Below are 17,395 nucleotides of genomic sequence, written 5' to 3' on the forward strand. Positions count from 1 at the left end.
AATAATTAGCCCCATTCTTTATTACTCTTTAAAACTAAAAACAGTACGAACAAACCTGACATGATAGTAAATACATCCGAAGCTTGTACTCCCTGTTCACCTTTTTCTTCTTCCTTGTCTTTCGTTTCTTCTTTTTGTTCTTTCTTTTTAGAGACAACTTGTTTGTTATTTTTCTCTTTTTGGTCCTTCGCCTTATGTACTTCCTTGTTGTCTTCGAACGGCTCTTTTATAACGTAAGTAAATTTCTCTTTCTCTTTCAACGGTTCTTTTATAAACTTATTTACTTTCTCATCTTGCTTCGGAATTTGAACAACCGGCAATTTTTCTTCTAGAAGCGGGTTTTTGATTTTCAAATCTTCTTGCTTCTCATTTTCTTTCTTATCTTCTAATTCATTTTCTAGTTTATTATCTAATTTCTCTTCTTTCTCTTTCTCTTCTATCTTTTTATCATCTTCGTTTTTTGGCGCCAAAACAGAAATGGTATATTCACTTTCTTCAACAAGTTTATTACCTGCTGCATCTATTATCTCTACAAGTAATTCGTATGGCCCAGCCGGCAATGCTTCTGTTATTTCAAATACTTTTTGCCAATCCATATCATGCTTGTTGTAGTCTAATAAAAACGAAAGCTCTTTATTTTCTTTCCCTTTTAATGTAACGCGCACTTCTTTTACAACCGATTCTATATCTGACGCTTTTACTCGTATATGTATAGAATCTCCCTGTTTTCGTTCAACTAAGTTCTCTTTTACTTCATCAATAGTAACTTTCTGTAACTTAGGCAATTCTTTATCTATAGTTGGCGTTTCATTTTTAATACGAATAAGCGGGACTTTCACTTCATTTTTTACGATTTCTTCTTTCTCATTCTCTTTGTAACTTTGAACGAGCTGAAGATTCCAATCACCTTGCAAATCAAAATTCCCTGCTTTATAGTTAGCAACCCAGCTCTTCGTTTCTTCATCATACTCAAAAGATAGTATTCTTTCTTGCGCATATTGCTCGCCATTTTTTTGTAGCTGCAATATACCTTTCATACTTTGAATGTTTTTCCCATTTGGTTCTACAGCAATTCGCACTTCTTCGCCAACTTTAAGCTCCGGCTTATTTACTGTAATAATTCCCTGTTCCGTTTCTATCTTTCTTTCATTCAATTGTTTATTTGCTACTTCTTGTTGTTCTACTTCTTGTTGCTCTGCTTCTTTTTGTTTCTCTTCATCTTGCTTCGTTTCCACTTGTTCTGACGATTCTTGAGATTCCTTATTTTCTTCTTGTACATTCACTTCATTTATTTTTTGATCTGACTCAATTTGTTCCTCAGCCTGACTTTGCAAGGGGAAGAACAAGCACACATGTATGCATAGCCAACTCATTAGAAAAAACTTTACGTTTTTCATCTACTAGTTCAAACTCCTATTTCAATGCCTTATAGTGATTTCGTCACTTTTACTCCAAAAAATCCATCTACATTTACAAGTTCACCATACGCCACTAATACATCATTTACATAAATACGAATCGGTTCATCAATATCCTCATCTAGTACAACTGCTTCATTTTCTTGTAAACTTAATATATCTTGAATCGTTTTCACTGTACTTCCAAATACAAATTTCACGTTCATTTCTACATTTTGTAGAATGGACGTGTCCATATATACTGGTTCCATTTGTTTTACTTCTTTAAATTCAATAGGTTGCACAACTGGTTCTACAATTTTTTCTTCTTCAATTTCTTCTGTGGCAATCTCTTCTTCTTCCACCATCGGATACAGAAGTCGCCTTACCATTTCTTTCGCTTCGGAAATTGGCAAAATTTGATACATCTTCGATTGAAGCAAATCGCCAATTTCAAGATTGAACGTAATTTGAACGAGTTCGTCCACTTCCATTGACTCTCCCAAATATTCCATTTCTTCTTTTAACGTTACAAATTTAACATTTGGCGGCGTCATGTCCATTTTTTCTTGAAACATTTCTGACATCGCCGTAGCAGCATGACCCATCATTTGGTTCATAATTTCTTTAATACCGCTCAGTTCTAATTCAGTAAGCTCTTTTTCTGGGTCAACTTCCCCTGTTCCCATCATCATTAAATCTACCATTGTTAAGGCAACATCTTTCGTAAATACGAATACATTCTCATTCTTTAGCCCTTCAACAAAGTCGACATTTAAAATAACAAATGGTACTGGTACTCCATCATAATGACGAACATTGATTGCTTCCACATTTGGTGTACTAATTGTAACTGGCTGATTTAAAAGCGTTGACAATACTGTTGAAGCGGAGCCAATTGAAATATTTGCAATTTCACCAAGCACATCTTTCTCTTCTTGTGTTAAATGCTCTTTTTCAACTTCTTCTACAATCTCAGTTTCCACTACTTCTGCTGGTTCGTCTGTTTCTTCTACTCCACCAGATAATTGCATTAATTTATTTACCATTTGTTTCGCATGCTCAACTGAAACAATTTGTACAAGTTTAGAGTTTACAAGATTATCTATCTTTAAATCAAACGATACTTTAACAATCGTATGATTCCCATCGATTTCAGAGATTTTCTCCATTTCTTCTGATAACTTTACAACTTTTATCGTCGGCGGAGACATATCTACTGTATCTTGGAAGAATTCCGACATAGATGTAGCTGCGAATCCCATCATTTGATTCATCGCTTCTTGTACAGCACTTAGCTCTAATTCACCAAGTTCTTTTCCGTCCTCGACTTCACCTGTTCCCATCATCATTAAATCAGCAATGGACAATGCAACATCTTGCTTAAGAACAAGAAGGTTTTCCATATCTAATCCTTTTGTAAAATGAATGTTTAATACAACATGTGGAACTTCGACATCTCTTGAATCATATAAATCTACCAACTCTATACGAGGAGCAGTAATGCTTACTTGCCTATTTAAAATTGTTGATAATACAGTCGAAGCTGAACCAAATGATATATTTGCAATTTCGCCAAGAATATCGCATTCTTGAGGCGTTAAATGCTCATTTTCTTTTTCTAGCACAATCGTGCTCGTATCCCCTTTTGTGTGTTGCTCAGGCATTTTCCCTGCCTCCTCATTTCTGTTTTTCTATCAAATAATATAAACTCTTATTTTAGCAAACTCATTAGTATAAAACGTTACTATGTATCCATTATTAGATTCGTAACGATTAGCCAAAAAGCTCCCCAATTGTATACAAGTGGGGAGCTTTCCTTCATTCCTATTATAAACCTTCTGGGTTTAAAATGAGGACCACTCGTCCATCACCGAGAATCGTCGCACCAGAGAAATAGTTAGAACTCTCTGCAAAGAAGTCACCTAATGACTTTAAGACTATTTCTCTTTGACCGATAATTGTGTTTACAATAAGTCCATAGCTGCGATGTGTGTTACGAACAATTAACACAGGAACCATTTGACCATCATATGACGCAAACGCCTCATCTACTGTTTTTTCACCAAATACAGTACTTAAATGTTTCACTTCAATAATTTGATTACGATAATTTAATACATCTTTTCCTTGTAAGGATTGGATGTCTTCTCTCTTAATTCGAATTGCTTCAACGATATTTCCAAGAGGTAAAGCATAACGCTTATCATTCGTTTGAACAAGCATAGATTGAATAATAGATAACGTTAATGGAAGTTCAATTCTAAATGTACTTCCCTTTCCTTCCTCAGAATCAATAATTAAATGTCCACCTAAACTATGAATCGTATGTTTTACAACATCTAATCCGACACCGCGTCCAGAAAGATCTGATACAACTTCAGCTGTACTAAATCCCGGTTGGAAAATAAGATCAAACACTTCACGATCTGTTAATCTATTCGCATCTGCTTCAGTTACAACGCCATTTTTAATCGCTTTTTCTAATACTTTCCCTTTATTAATACCGTTTCCATCATCCGTAATTTGAATAACGACATGATTTCCACTATGAAAGGCTTCTAATTTAATCGTACCTGTCTCATTTTTACCTGCATCACGTCGTTTTTCAACAGTTTCAATACCGTGATCGATTGCATTTCGAATTAAATGAACGAGCGGATCACCGATTTCATCAATAACAATTTTATCTACTTCAGTATCTTCACCTGTAATTTGTAAATCGATTTTTTTCCCTAAATCTTTCGCTAACATACGTACCATACGCGGGAAACGATTGAACACAGTTTCAATCGGCACCATACGCATATTTAATAGTACATTTTGAATATCTTTTGAAATATCGCCTAATCGATTTAAATGTTCAATTAGCTCCTTGTTTTGAATCGTTTGAGCCAATTCATCAATGCGCCCACGTTCAATTACACTTTCTTCAAACATATTCATTAATCTTTCGATTTTCTCTAATTGAACACGAATTGAACGATTCTCCACTTTAGCATTTTTCGTTTTTGTAGTACTTTTAGCTGGCATAGCACTTGAAGGTTGATTCGTTGCCTCTATTGGTGATTCTACCTGCGTAGCCACAGCTGGTTGTAGCTTTCCTTCTACTTGCACAACTTCTTGTGTAACGACTTTTTTAGAAGCTACTTCCTTCGATATAGGTTCTCCTTGCTTTACTTCCACTTTCTCAATTTCAGAAACATGAAGTACTACTTGTTTCAACTCTTCTATACTACAATCCGTATCCATAAATACTGTAAATTCAAATCCGAAAGCATCTGCTTCAATTTCTTCAATACTCGGAGCTGTTTTTTGTATATTCCCTACATTTTGCAATGCTTCAATACACATAATGGCACGTACTGCTTTTAAAATCGCTTGCTGTTCAACTGTTATATGAACTTCATGCGAAACTCCATCATCGGTGTCTATATGATTTTGCTCTATATGTTCCGTAGGAGTTTCTACATTGCCGTTCAATAATGCTTCTAATTTCTGTTTAGTTGAGGCTACATCAATATTGCCCATTCCACCTTGTTGCACATCTGCAACCATCTTCTCCAAATTATCAATGCACTCAAAAATCACATCAATAATATCCGCATTTACAACTATATTTCCATGACGAATTTCATCTAACACATTTTCCATCTTATGCGTTAAATCAGCCATTTCCGTAAATTCCATGCTCGCAGACATACCTTTGAATGTATGAGCGGATCGGAATATTTCTCCTACAACATCCATATCAGCAGGATTTTGTTCTAACACTAGCACATTTTCATTTAGCGACTGTAAATGTTCTTCTGACTCTTCGAAAAATATATTTAATAGATCTGTTTGCATTTTTATCCCCTACCTGTCTAACAAACATTTCATTTATGTATAACAATTTAGTGTTTTATAATGAGAAAAAAGGGGCCACACGTCGATCCGCTATCACTGTTTTGATTCCTTGTGGCACCCCTTCTATATTAACTATTTGCTACTTTTGTTAAAGCTTCAATTACACGATCCGCTTGGAATGGCTTTACAATAAAGTCTTTTGCCCCGCCCTTAATTGCATCTAATACCATACCTTGTTGTCCCATTGCAGAACAAATAACAACCTTTGCACTTGAATCAATTTTAATAATTTCTTTTAATGCTTCAAGCCCGTCCATTTCTGGCATAGTAATATCTAATGTTACAATATCAGGTTGAAGTTCTTTATACTTTTGAATTGCTTCTACCCCATTCTCTGCTTCGCCAATAACTTCAAATTCAGCATTACTTTTTAATAAGTTTTTAATCATCGTTCGCATAAACATCGCATCGTCTACTACTAAAATTTTATGTGCCATTCTTTTTAATTCTCTCCTTCTATGTATAAATATATCTTAATATTTCACCTTATCATTCTCACTCATTATACAAAATAAAATGATAAAATTTAATATTTTTTTAAAAGAATTTTCGTGTTTTTATTATTTTATTATTAAAATAATAATATACTACTCTTTTATATAAATAACAACGCGACGGTTTTTTTCCCAGTTTTGCGGTGAATCATTTGGTACAATTGGCTTTGTGTCTGCATATCCTACCGCAGCTAGCCTTTTATCGTCCACATTATACACTTCAATTAAATGGTGAATCATATTTGCCGCTCGTGCTGAAGATAACTCCCAATTAGAAGGGAATTTCTCATTATGAATAGGTCTACTATCTGTATGTCCCTCTACAACAATTGGGTTAGGTACGGATTGAAAAAATCCAACTAATTGACTTATTATCCCTTTCGCTTCGGGCTTAACGTTCGCATCGCCTGTATCAAATATTAAATTATCTACTATAACGACGCTTACCCCTGTATCCTCTCGATATACATTCACTTGACTAATACCGTTATTATCTACATACGCTTTTAACTTCTTATATAATTCATCCATTCTCTTTTTTGAAATCATTTTTTCATCATTTTTTTCATGTGAAATATCCGGTATTGTATTTTCCATTACTTTTGCATCTACTTGCCCCGTATCACTAAACTTTTCAAGCATCTTTGACAATTTTACTGCATCTTGCTTTGATGTAGCAACTAGTAATACAAAGAAAGTTAATAATAACATCGTTAAATCTGTAAAAGTCGTCATCCAACGAGGCGATCCCTTTTGCGGTCCTTTACTCATCATACCACTCCTTGAAATATTAGGCTGCTCCTTTTACCTTTTTTACCTTTGTTTCGTATACGTATGTATCCAGTTTCAACTTTAATTTAGAAGGGATTTGTCCACGATACAATTCTGAAATTGCTTCTATTACAAACTTCTTCTCTGTATATAAATCTTCAATACCACGATATACTTTTTCCGCAAGAGGGATTGCAATCATATTCGCAAGTACAGACCCATATAATGTCGTTAACATCGCAACTGCCATTCCTGTACCAATTTGCGATGTATCTTGTAAGTTTTGGAGCATAATGATAAGACCGATTAACGTACCAATCATTCCCCAAGCTGGAGCAAAATCACCAATTTTATCTAATAATGCTGCTCCTTTTCTTAACTCATACACTTCCGTTTCAATATCTTTCAATAACACTTCTTTTAATTCATCTTCATCGTAACCGCTTAACATTAATCGAATTCCTTTTTGAATAAAAGGATTGTCTACTTGCTCTCCATCTACCTCTAAAGAAAGCAAGCCGTTCTTTTTAGACTTTTTCGAAAAATCGACAAACAAATCCGTTAACTGTTCTAAATCTTCTTCTCTTCTATGTAAAACAGTAAAAATGCTTTTCGTATATTTTTTTATTTCTCCAAATCGATATGCCACAACAATTGTCGCTGTTGTTCCCCCTATGACAATTAAAATAGATGAAATATCTAAAAAGTTTTTGAAAGCTTTTATTCCACCGCCACCAAGCATAATTGCCGCTATCACTATAATGAAACCTACTATAATGCCCACTGGGCTAGAAATATCAAACTTCCTTTTTCTTCTTTGTGGTCTAGCTAATACTTGATTTTTCTCTCCCATATTTCTGCCCTTTCCTTTCCATTTTTATATAACATTTTTTTATTTTAATAATACGTTTTCACATATAACATGTATTATACGCTTATCATCTGTTTATCGCAATATACTCATAAAATTGACACATTTCATTTCTATATTAGAATTATGGTATGAATAAATGAGGAGGATCACGATGGAACACAACATTTTACAAGTCATTGCATTAGCAGAAAAACTAAAATATGAAATGCGACATAGCTGGCTTTCCAACGGACGTCAAGAAAGTGTTGCCGAACATACATGGCGGATGTCTCTAATGGCCATTTTAGTTGAACCTTATTTGGATCAAAAAGTAAGTATTGAGAAATTACTTAAAATGGTTATTATTCACGACCTAGTCGAAGCCGAAGCTGGTGATATTCCTGCTTTTGATACAATGAATAGTCACGAATTACAGCTACAAAAACAAAAAAATGAACTGGAGGCTATTTTAAATATTAAACAAACGTTAACAGGTTCTCTCGGCGAGGAATTATATGACTTATGGATGGAGTTTGAAGCGAAAGAAACGTACGAAGCAAAAGTTGCTAATGCACTCGATAAACTTGAGGTGAAAATCCAGCATAACGAAGCTGATATTGATACGTGGCTACCAATTGAACATAAAATGACATTCCAAGTAGCAAAGCATACAAACTTTGATTCTTTCCTATCTAAATTACAAAAAATTATTGAACAAGATGGAGAAAAGAAGTTAATTGCTGCCGGCATTGATGTTGAGGCATGCAAACAATAATGAAATAAGACACTCAACAAGAGTGTCTTATTTCATTATTGTTGATATAGCCTGCTTATAAATAAGCTGTTGTTTTCCATCCACTAAGATTAAAACTGTAAATTTATCCACTCCAACAACTTCTCCTACTATTCTAACGCCACTCTTTAAGAAAATTGTAACTGTACCTTTTTCTTCTTTTATTTGTTTATACAATTCTTCCTGTAAATGTTCCAATTACTGTCCTCTCCTTTCTGTGAAACATCTTAATATAAAAAACTATAAATTTTTTATTTATGCACTTTGTCTTTTATGTTCATAAACTTATTAATAAGTATATCTAAATCACGACTAAATAACAAAACTTTATCATGATCCAATCCGTGTCTCGCAACAAGTTGAATTAACTCTTTCTTTTTGTTTTCTATTTTATTTTTTAATTGTCCCATCTCCATCTCTATACTAAAACTCCCTTTTCCCATAATATTACTTGTAAAATTATAGTACATATTCTCTCATAAAAAAATAAGAAAATGGTTTTTTTTACAATTTTTTATTTTTTATGCCTAAATTATGAATTACGTAAAGGTTTATTTACAAATCACTAACATGCAATCCTAATGAATCTACAGGCATTTGTCTAATTATAAATGAGACTGGCTCGTTTTCTATACAAAAAACATACTGTATATAGTAGTCCATGAACCATATAGATTAACTTACTAAAAAGGAGGAAAACATATGAGTTATGGTGGAAGTTGCGCTGGTTTCGGCGGTGGATTTGCTTTGCTTATCGTACTATTCATCCTTCTAATCATCATCGGATGTAGCTGTTGGGGTGGCGGCGGATACGGATATTAATATATCCTATCCTTGAAAAATGAACTAAAAACTATAGAAAAACAGCTCAAATATGAGCTGTTTTTTTTCATACTTTCGTATGAATTTATATCCCTCTTATTTGCGATTTCAACTAGCAACATATTGTTTACTATGGAATAAGAAACATTTTTACTAAGGGGGATTACAATGATTAGAGGTCTTTACGAAGCACATTTACCTGTCCGCAACTTAAAAGTATCAATACCTTTTTATGAATCACTAGGGCTAAAATTATATAAAAGAGGAGATAATATTGCTTTCTTTTGGATTAAAGAAAATGAGAGTTGGCTCGGCCTTTGGGAAGGCACAGAATACAAAGTGAATTATCACCCCTCTTTACGACATATCGCCTTTCAAGTAAGTTTACATGATTTAGAAAATGCGATTCATTGGCTAAATCAAAAAGGAATTTCAGCACGAAAAGACTTTGGAATGGAACCAATTGAACCGATTGTTTTTCCGGAATTAGCACATGCAGCCGTATACTTTAACGACCCTGATGGAAATAGTTTAGAATTGATTGCACAATTACCTGTTGGACTTCCCACAGCGGAAAAAGTGTATTTAAGTGAGTGGAAAGAACAAATTCAAACATCGTCATTACATAAGGATTAATCTATTTATGTCAGTTTCTTATTCCACACTTCTTAAAACAAATAAAAACTTCAATAAACTATTTTATGGGCAAACATTAAGTGTACTTGGGGATTGGTTCCATACGGTAGCTTTATTAACATTTGTCTACAACATAACGGAATCGCCGTTTATGATCGCACTTACTTTTATAAGTAAAAGTTTACCACAGCTTCTTCTTAGTCCATTCATAGGCGGAATTGTAGATCGTTTCTCTAAAAAGAATATTATGATTTTTACCGATATTACACGGGGAATTCTAGTCCTTACATACTTACTCGCAGGCTATAAAATTGAGATTATTTTCATTGCTAATATATGTTTATCTGTACTTTCTTGTTTATTTGAACCGGCTAAACAAGCAACTCTAAAAAATATCGTACACCAAAATCATTTCGTAACTGCTAACTCTCTTTCTAGTACAATTAATGGTTTTATGTCTATTATGGGGGCTTCTTTGGGCGGAGTAATTGCACAATCTTTACATATTGAGTTCGCTTTTTTAGTAAATAGCCTATCATACTTTATTTCAGCCTATTTTATTTATAACATGAGTATTCCTGCTCATGATACTTGTAACAAGAACAAAGCATTTTTCACTGATATAAAAGGTGGTTATACATACATATTACAAACAAAAATCATTTTAACATTAATTCTTGTCGGCATTTCATGGGGGATTATTGGAGGTGCTTATCAACTACTTCTAACGATCTATGCCGAAAAAATTTTCCATACGAACATTGGGATTTTATATACGGTTCAAGGGGCTGGGCTTATGATAGGAAGCCTTCTCGTTAATCTTTATATATCCCATAATAAAGAAAAAATGAAAAAAGTATTCGGTTGGGCCTACTTATTACAAGGAATTTTCTTTCTCGGATTCATTCTATCCGATCAACTTATTATCGGTATCATTACTTTATTCTGTATGCGCATAGCAGGAGGAATCATCGTTCCACTTGATACGACATTACTTCAAACTTACACACACGAAAATATGATAGGTAAAGTTTTTTCATTCCATTATTCCATTTACGGATCTCTTATTCAGTTATCGATGTTTTTTACAGGAGGGCTGTTAGAAATTCTTTCTCCTCAAATGATTGGCTGTTTATTAGCTACATGCTGTATTTTTGTAAGTTTTATATGGCTGTTCTTGTTTTATCGCGGGGATCTCAGTGAATAATTTAATGATAATCAATACATTTTGATCCCATTCATTATTTGTTTCCCCATAATAAAATTGTTTAAAAATACAAGTCAGATTTTTTAGTTAAAGAGCCTTATATGGCAACACTATTTGAGAAAAAACTAGATATTTATGTTAAAATACAAATAAGTTTGTGAAACATTGCACTTAAATAATAGACTTTAACTAGTTAAACTTGATTAAATAGGAGGGTTGTTTTGGGTATCACATTCTTTTTCATATGTATTATATTAGTGGCTTCTATTCTGCAAGCAAGTACAGGTTTTGGCTTTTCCATAATGGCAACCCCTTTCTTACTTATGTTATTTCTACCACAAGAAGCTATACAAATAAACATTATTTTATCTTTAATTATCTCCATTTCACTCATTTGGAAAATAAGAATGGACGTTGATTTTGTTCTACTGAAAAGGTTTATTTTTGGAAGTATAGTTGGTGTTCCTTTTGGCATTTTAATTTTCATTTCCGTTAACATAAACACTTTTAAATTAGCAGTTAGCATCCTACTCTTACTATTAACATTGTTGCTAATATGCAACGTTAAGGTTAGATCAACACAATCTAGAGATTTCATAGTTGGCGGATTATCTGGTCTTTTAACGACAAGTATTGGTATGCCAGGTCCACCCCTGTTACTTTATTTTACAGGAACTAATACTGAAAAAAAGAAGTTAAGAGCAACTACATTAGCTTTTTATCTGTTTATATATTTCATTAGTCTAGTAACTCAAATACTCTTTACTGGCACAAACAAAACCATTTGGGAATCAAGTTTTTATGCCATTCCAATTGTATTTTTAGGTTTGTTTATAGGTCAAATTATTTTTAAATGGCTTAATCAACGGATTTTTAAAATATTTACGTACATTCTTTTAAGTTGTACAGGGGGTTATCTTCTTATTGAAAGTTTGAACTTGTTATAGAAGATGCTTTAGATCGTGCAATAACAGATATGTTCAAACGAAATTATTACTGTATTTTCCGGCGGGGTATTCCATATCAAAACTTAAATAACTTTATTGACAGTTTACAATTAGCAATAATCTTTCTTTCATAAGGAAAATATTTCAAATCAAATACTAAATAAAACGATAAAAAGCGGCTATTATGCCGCTTTTACTTACTATTGGCATTTCATCCTCATTTTCTATCACTTTTGTAAAAAATTATTAATTTTTATTTCTATGTACATGATAACAAACAAAATACCTAAGTTCAGAAATAATAAACAACTTTCTGGCCTTAGGTATTTCTCCTTCTCAAAAAGGCAAACCTGCATCACAGGTTTGCCTCTTTACTCACTTCTTATTTAATCCTTTTTCACTTAAAAACTCTTTCATATGCATTCTTTTTTCTTTAGACATAAACGAACTCATTGATTCCGTCCATGTTACGTTTTTCTTGTTTGATGATCTTTCTTTATAATACGCGTTCATCGTTTCATCATATTCGTTTAGTAATTCATCATATTTTTGTTCATCATATCCATTTTCATGAAGAACTGCTGCTACTGGTAAACGTGGTTTAACTCCATGTTCTTCATCTGGTACACCGACTGTCATTCCGAATACAGGATATACTTTATCCGGTAAATGAAGCAGTTCACTCACTTCTCTCGGATTATTACGAATACCACCAATATAACAAATACCGTATCCTAACGATTCTGCTGCTAGTGCTAAGTTTTGCGCAAAAAGTGAAGCATCTACCGTCGCAACGATAAAGTCTTCTACTCCCTCATGCTTTATCTCTGTACTATGTTTTTCACATGCAATTTCAAGTCGTTTTAAATCTGCACAACAAACAAAAAATGCTGCACAGTCCTTCACATGGCGATTTCCGGATAGCTCTGCTAGTTTAGCCTTTAATTCCTGATCTGTTACATATATAACAGAATACGCCTGTACAAAATGTGATGAAGCTGCATGTTGCGCAGCATGCACCATCTTTTCTACTACATCTTTCGGAATTGATTCTTCTTTATATTTACGAACTGAAACATGTTGCTCCATCTTATGTATGATCTCATTCATGAAAATCACTCCTTTTTCTCTTCATAATGAAAAATTAACATATCTTTTTCAATTTTCACAACTTATAAGCACAAAAAGAGCAATTCTTTTTGAATTGCCCTTTTTTAAAACGTTTATCGATACGGTAAATGAAATTATAATTATCTTATTACGCCGTTTTCAAAACTTTAATACCTTTTACGATATTCCAAATGAAGTAGTAAATTCCTACAAGAATGAACACTGCATATGTGATAGCCATTCCAATTCCAGCACCGTCAGATTGATTGAAACCTAAACCGTACATGCCTGATACTGCTAGTCCTCCAAATAAGATTGCGTATGGGAAAACATGTGACCAAAATGCTTTTTTCGCGTGATACTTCACTTCATCTTCTGCAACAAAGTACACGATAATTGGTAGTAAAAATGGTGCAAAAAAGATACTAAAGTAACATAACGAAGATAAAATATTATTTCCTTTCATCCGATTCACCTCTAAATAGTTTTTGTTACCTTCATTATGTCAGGAAATCATTCTAGAAACTATCGCTTTACCTTTCACGAACGTGACATATTTGTAAGATTTTCCTCAAACTAAATCCCGCCTGAGTTTCAGACGGGATCACTTTCACTATATTCGATTCATAAACCAATACTGTGTAATTGCTAAATATTCTCGTACATTCGATGGAATGATGATTGGTTTCGGTGTTTTTGCCGGAAGACCTTCTAATTGTAAACCTTGTTTGGCCGCTATTTTTTTCGCTCTAAACATGTGAAAATCGTTTGTTACGATCATACCTTTTTTCATATCGGCTGGAATTAACGGTTTTGAGAATGTAATATTCTCATCTGTACTCGTAGATTTGTCCTCCATTATAATGCGGTCTTCTGCGATATTTTGTTTTATTAGTCCTTGTTTCATTGCTAATGCTTCTGAAATGTCTTCGCCTTTTCCTTGTCCTCCAGATACGATAGCGATTGTTTTCTCATGTGATTTTAAATATTCAGCTGCTTTATCAATACGATATTGCAATGAATAAGATGGTTTCGTCCCATTTACTTTCGATCCTAGTACAATTATGTAATCAGCATCGTATGTTGCATTCATATGCCCATGCTTATAAATGTGATATTGTAAAAACCCCGCATACACGGCGCAAATCATTATAACAACTAAAATGCCCTTCATTATTTTCTTCTTTCTCATATTCATATACTCCTATTTTCTTTTACTTCCTTCATGATAATATCCATTTATTTGTTTGTATACAGACAAATTCCAATAAACCCTAATTTATCTTCTGAAAAGTAATATTTATATTACTTTCGGGAATAGTAAGTACAACTTTACACGAAGGAGTGTCTCTATTGCTTCTCTTTTTATGTAACGTGTCGTTCTTTTTCATCTTATTTTTGCTATCGCTTAAGTTACTCGGTAAATCCGCGTTAGCGCAACTAACTCCTCATGATTTTGGGGCTATAATTTTTTTATCTTATTTAGCTTTCCAGGCCATACCCGTCTCTGGTGCTTTACAAGCATTTCTCGGTATGGTTGTTATCACATGTTTACATTTACTCCTTACAAAATTAAGCCTATTCAACAAACTAAATCGTTTTATTCTCGGACACCCTATCATTTTAATTAAACATGGTGATATTATTTTTGAGAACTTACAAAAAAGTAGATACCCCATTGCAGAACTGCTTTCTAATCTTCGCGTTGCAGGATATCCAAGTGTTCATGAAATTGAATACGCTATTTTAGAAGCGAACGGCGCTATTAGTATTTTACCAAAAAGAGAACTTGTACCATTAACTCCAAAAGATTTAAACATAGATGTTAAGTATGCTGGATTACCAATTGCACTTATCGTCGATTCACAAATTCAATATGATAACTTAAAGTTAATACATAAAGATGAAAAATGGTTATATAAAGAATTAAAAGAAAAAGGAATTACAAATATTAAAAACGTTGCCTTTGCTTCTGTTCAAGAAACGGATGGATCTTTTGCTATTAGTTTAAAGGAATAAGAAAATCCCCTTAATTGCTTAAGGGGATTTTTTATCATATCGCTTCTTTCTCTCCTGCCATATTTAATGGAACAGGATGTTTCATACGATTCATCGTAAATACGATAATCGCTGTCATTACTTCTGCAACTGGCATAACGAGCCAAATTCCATTTATACCAAATAGTTTCGGCATAATCCATAACAATGGAATAATAAATAGTAATCCTCGGCTCATTATAATAAGTACTGATTTCTTCGTTTGTCGCACTGATTGGAAGTACTCTCCATACACAATGTTATAACCTAAAAATACGTATTGGATAAAGAATAAACTAATACCTGTTAAGGTTAACTCCAATAATTCTGGAGATTGAACATCAAATAAACCAATGATATATTTCCCGAAGAATAATCCGACAATTATCGCAACGCCTCCAAGGACAACTGCAATTTTCACAGCAAACTTCAATCCTTCACGAAGTCTCTCTGATAAATTTGCCCCGTAATGGAAACTAGCAATTGGCTGTAATGCTGCTCCAACACCAAAGAATAATAGTAATGTCATTGCATGAATACTATTCACCATCGCATAGGAAGCTACTCCTACTTCTCCTGCATATTGGACAAATGCGATATTAAAACCAATCGTTACGATTGCAACCGTACTTTCTGCTGTAAAACTTGGGAAACCAATCACCATAATTTGTTTGACAGTATCCCATTCAAAATGAAATTTCGTCCACTTTAAAATACTACTTTTTCTAAAGAAATGGGTTAATAATACAAGGAAACCAATCGCTGCCGAAAGAATAGTCGCTGAGGCAGCACCTGTTACGCCCCATCCAAAGATAAAAATAAAGATATAGTCAAACACTATATTTAATACAGCCGTTACAACAAGACCAGCCATTGCTAAATTAGGATTTCCATCATTTCGTATAAATGTACTTAAAATATTTTCTAAAACGTATATCATTCCAAATGTTAATAATACGTGTAAATAGTCTAACGCATATGGTAGAATCACTTCGTTTGCACCAAATAAGTATGCTAAATCTTCTATTCTCCATAAGCAAATCGCTGCTAAAATCCCTACGATAACAACTGCTACCGTCATTGATTGAGTAAAAATAGACCTTGCTCTTTCTCGTTTATTTTCACCTAATGCAATGGAGTATAACGTTGCCCCGCCCATTCCGATCCATAATGAAATAGAGAAGAAAATCGAAAAGGCTGGAATAGCCACGTTCACTCCTGCTAAACCGTTCGCCCCAACTCCTCTACTAATCATAACCGCGTCAATTACAATATTCACTGACATTAATACCATTCCAAGAACTGCTGGTATTAAATAAGAAATAAATAAGCTTTTAATTGGTTTTTCTCTTAATTTTTCTGTTGCTTCCATACTCTAATATGCTCCTTTTTTTCAACTCTCTTTTCTTAGTTTAAACCTTCAAGTAACTTTAAGGTCAATAGAGAATTAAAAAATAGGTGACTTAATTATCGCGTTTGATGCTCATTTGTAATTATACGAGTCCTATAACTTATTGCTTTGTTTTTTCATTATAGGAATTTGAATTTCTGTTACTTGCTCCTCAGGATCGTCTGTTACAGACCAATCAATTAATGCAATCTCAATTGCATCTCCACTTATTTCGTATCCTTCTTGATCAATATATTTCATTAGCTTCTTATATGTTTCATCAGTTTCTTCATATGGCCCATGATGATATACACAGGCAAACATACCTTCTTTAATTTCATCTGAACTCTGTACTTCAAAAGGCATATAATCCAAAAGAATAAATACACTGCTATATGCTTGAAACTCATTTTGCATTAACCCTTTTTTCGCAACAGTTACACCAATATCTCCAGAAAATAAGCTATCATCCATTTGCCTCATATTTTTTTGCAACGAATGAATGTAGTACTCAAACATATCATCCGTCGTATTCGGGGCAACCGCAATAGCTGTTATTTTTCGCTGCGGGATCTCTTTTATTACCATTTGTTCAGCTTTTGCTTTTGTTGCTTCCTTAATTAAATGAATTCTATGCTCCATTTTCGCCAAAGCATACTCAATTTCTCTTTGTTTCTTCAGCATCATCTCTTGTTGTTTTTCCAGTAAATTGAGTGCGTATGCTGGATTTCTTTCATCAATATATTTTTTAATTTCCTTTAATGGAATGTTTAATTGGCGTAAAAACTTAATCGTATCTAATAGTGAAAATTGATCAATTGTATAATAACGATAATTCGTTTGAGGATCAACAATGGACGGATGAAAAATTCCTTTTTCATCATAATACCTTAATGTAGATTCTGCGATATTATGCATTTTTGCCATTTCTCCAATTGTAAAACGTTTATTTAATAACATCTTTTATTTCCTTCCATTTCTATTTATTTCATTATATGTTCATTTTGTCTTCAAAACAAAAAAGAATTC

At 33.4% G+C, this 17,395-nt stretch carries 19 protein-coding genes; 6 read left to right on the forward strand and 13 right to left on the reverse strand.

Annotated elements, in window-relative coordinates:
- Positions 1 to 5: 5 nt before the first annotated feature.
- The 6 genes from ACS2CR_RS15815 to ACS2CR_RS15840 all read right to left on the reverse strand — a co-directional run bounded on the left by ACS2CR_RS15815 (position 6) and on the right by ACS2CR_RS15840 (position 7,424).
- Positions 6 to 1,397: a hypothetical protein gene (locus tag ACS2CR_RS15815; protein ID WP_000800079.1), complete on the reverse strand. Its 1,392-nt coding sequence runs from the start codon at positions 1,395 to 1,397 to the stop codon at positions 6 to 8.
- A gap of 29 nt (positions 1,398 to 1,426) precedes the next feature.
- Positions 1,427 to 3,064, reverse strand: coding sequence for a flagellar motor switch protein (locus tag ACS2CR_RS15820; protein ID WP_001115014.1), 1,638 nt, complete (start codon positions 3,062 to 3,064; stop codon positions 1,427 to 1,429).
- Between the two features lie 163 nt (positions 3,065 to 3,227).
- The gene (locus tag ACS2CR_RS15825) at positions 3,228 to 5,246 is read right to left on the reverse strand and encodes a chemotaxis protein CheA (protein WP_053514217.1); all 2,019 of its coding nucleotides are present in this window, start codon (positions 5,244 to 5,246) and stop codon (positions 3,228 to 3,230) included.
- A 128-nt stretch (positions 5,247 to 5,374) separates the two neighbouring features.
- Entirely contained in the window at positions 5,375 to 5,743 is a 369-nt protein-coding gene (locus ACS2CR_RS15830) for a response regulator (RefSeq protein WP_000940568.1), read from the reverse strand.
- 150 nt (positions 5,744 to 5,893) lie between these two features.
- The gene (locus ACS2CR_RS15835) at positions 5,894 to 6,571 is read right to left on the reverse strand and encodes an OmpA family protein (RefSeq protein ID WP_000033627.1); all 678 of its coding nucleotides are present in this window, start codon (positions 6,569 to 6,571) and stop codon (positions 5,894 to 5,896) included.
- A 19-nt stretch (positions 6,572 to 6,590) separates the two neighbouring features.
- A complete protein-coding gene (locus tag ACS2CR_RS15840) occupies positions 6,591 to 7,424 on the reverse strand; it encodes a flagellar motor protein MotP (protein ID WP_000504185.1) in 834 nt (277 codons plus the stop codon).
- 172 nt (positions 7,425 to 7,596) lie between these two features.
- Between ACS2CR_RS15840 and ACS2CR_RS15845 the strand changes: the two genes are divergently transcribed.
- Complete coding sequence (locus ACS2CR_RS15845) at positions 7,597 to 8,199, forward strand: HD domain-containing protein (protein WP_000400780.1); 603 nt, start codon at positions 7,597 to 7,599, stop codon at positions 8,197 to 8,199.
- A 27-nt stretch (positions 8,200 to 8,226) separates the two neighbouring features.
- On the opposite strand, the gene hfq is transcribed toward ACS2CR_RS15845, so the two are convergent.
- Positions 8,227 to 8,415 carry an RNA chaperone Hfq gene (gene hfq / locus ACS2CR_RS15850; RefSeq protein ID WP_000400665.1) on the reverse strand — a complete coding sequence of 63 codons (189 nt, stop codon included), beginning with the start codon at positions 8,413 to 8,415 and terminating at the stop codon, positions 8,227 to 8,229.
- Between the two features lie 53 nt (positions 8,416 to 8,468).
- Positions 8,469 to 8,687 (reverse strand): aspartyl-phosphate phosphatase Spo0E family protein, encoded by a 219-nt coding sequence (locus ACS2CR_RS15855; RefSeq protein WP_000291688.1) that lies wholly within the window; start codon positions 8,685 to 8,687, stop codon positions 8,469 to 8,471.
- A 232-nt stretch (positions 8,688 to 8,919) separates the two neighbouring features.
- On the opposite strand from ACS2CR_RS15855, the gene ACS2CR_RS15860 reads away from it, so the two are divergent.
- The 4 genes from ACS2CR_RS15860 to ACS2CR_RS15875 all read left to right on the forward strand — a co-directional run bounded on the left by ACS2CR_RS15860 (position 8,920) and on the right by ACS2CR_RS15875 (position 11,829).
- Entirely contained in the window at positions 8,920 to 9,039 is a 120-nt protein-coding gene (locus tag ACS2CR_RS15860; RefSeq protein WP_000120179.1) for a YjcZ family sporulation protein, read from the forward strand.
- A gap of 168 nt (positions 9,040 to 9,207) precedes the next feature.
- Positions 9,208 to 9,675, forward strand: a complete 468-nt coding sequence (locus ACS2CR_RS15865) for a VOC family protein (RefSeq protein WP_000617953.1) — start codon at positions 9,208 to 9,210, stop codon at positions 9,673 to 9,675.
- 7 nt (positions 9,676 to 9,682) lie between these two features.
- The gene (locus ACS2CR_RS15870; protein WP_000117053.1) at positions 9,683 to 10,882 is read left to right on the forward strand and encodes an MFS transporter; all 1,200 of its coding nucleotides are present in this window, start codon (positions 9,683 to 9,685) and stop codon (positions 10,880 to 10,882) included.
- Between the two features lie 221 nt (positions 10,883 to 11,103).
- On the forward strand, positions 11,104 to 11,829 hold the full coding sequence (locus ACS2CR_RS15875; protein WP_153602568.1) for a sulfite exporter TauE/SafE family protein: 726 nt from the start codon (positions 11,104 to 11,106) through the stop codon (positions 11,827 to 11,829).
- A gap of 375 nt (positions 11,830 to 12,204) precedes the next feature.
- On the opposite strand, the gene nfsA is transcribed toward ACS2CR_RS15875, so the two are convergent.
- The 3 genes from nfsA to ACS2CR_RS15890 form a co-directional block, all read right to left on the reverse strand.
- Entirely contained in the window at positions 12,205 to 12,939 is a 735-nt protein-coding gene (gene nfsA, locus ACS2CR_RS15880) for an oxygen-insensitive NADPH nitroreductase (RefSeq protein ID WP_001002392.1), read from the reverse strand.
- A 148-nt stretch (positions 12,940 to 13,087) separates the two neighbouring features.
- Positions 13,088 to 13,405: a DUF4870 domain-containing protein gene (locus tag ACS2CR_RS15885; RefSeq protein ID WP_000678055.1), complete on the reverse strand. Its 318-nt coding sequence runs from the start codon at positions 13,403 to 13,405 to the stop codon at positions 13,088 to 13,090.
- Between the two features lie 147 nt (positions 13,406 to 13,552).
- On the reverse strand, positions 13,553 to 14,131 hold the full coding sequence (locus ACS2CR_RS15890) for a YdcF family protein (protein WP_001227676.1): 579 nt from the start codon (positions 14,129 to 14,131) through the stop codon (positions 13,553 to 13,555).
- Positions 14,132 to 14,292: 161 nt separating this feature from the next.
- On the opposite strand from ACS2CR_RS15890, the gene ACS2CR_RS15895 reads away from it, so the two are divergent.
- Positions 14,293 to 14,958, forward strand: coding sequence for a DUF421 domain-containing protein (locus ACS2CR_RS15895; RefSeq protein ID WP_000923922.1), 666 nt, complete (start codon positions 14,293 to 14,295; stop codon positions 14,956 to 14,958).
- A gap of 34 nt (positions 14,959 to 14,992) precedes the next feature.
- Here the strand turns inward: ACS2CR_RS15895 and ACS2CR_RS15900 are convergent, their stop codons facing one another.
- Together ACS2CR_RS15900 and ACS2CR_RS15905 are read right to left on the reverse strand one after the other, a co-directional pair.
- Positions 14,993 to 16,348 carry an MATE family efflux transporter gene (locus ACS2CR_RS15900; protein WP_000388390.1) on the reverse strand — a complete coding sequence of 452 codons (1,356 nt, stop codon included), beginning with the start codon at positions 16,346 to 16,348 and terminating at the stop codon, positions 14,993 to 14,995.
- 132 nt (positions 16,349 to 16,480) lie between these two features.
- Complete coding sequence (locus ACS2CR_RS15905) at positions 16,481 to 17,326, reverse strand: MerR family transcriptional regulator (RefSeq protein ID WP_053514219.1); 846 nt, start codon at positions 17,324 to 17,326, stop codon at positions 16,481 to 16,483.
- Positions 17,327 to 17,395: the final 69 nt, after the last annotated feature.

The organism is Bacillus cereus group sp. BceL291, from assembly GCF_051776705.1.
Taxonomy (GTDB): Bacteria; Bacillota; Bacilli; order Bacillales; family Bacillaceae_G; genus Bacillus_A; species Bacillus_A cereus.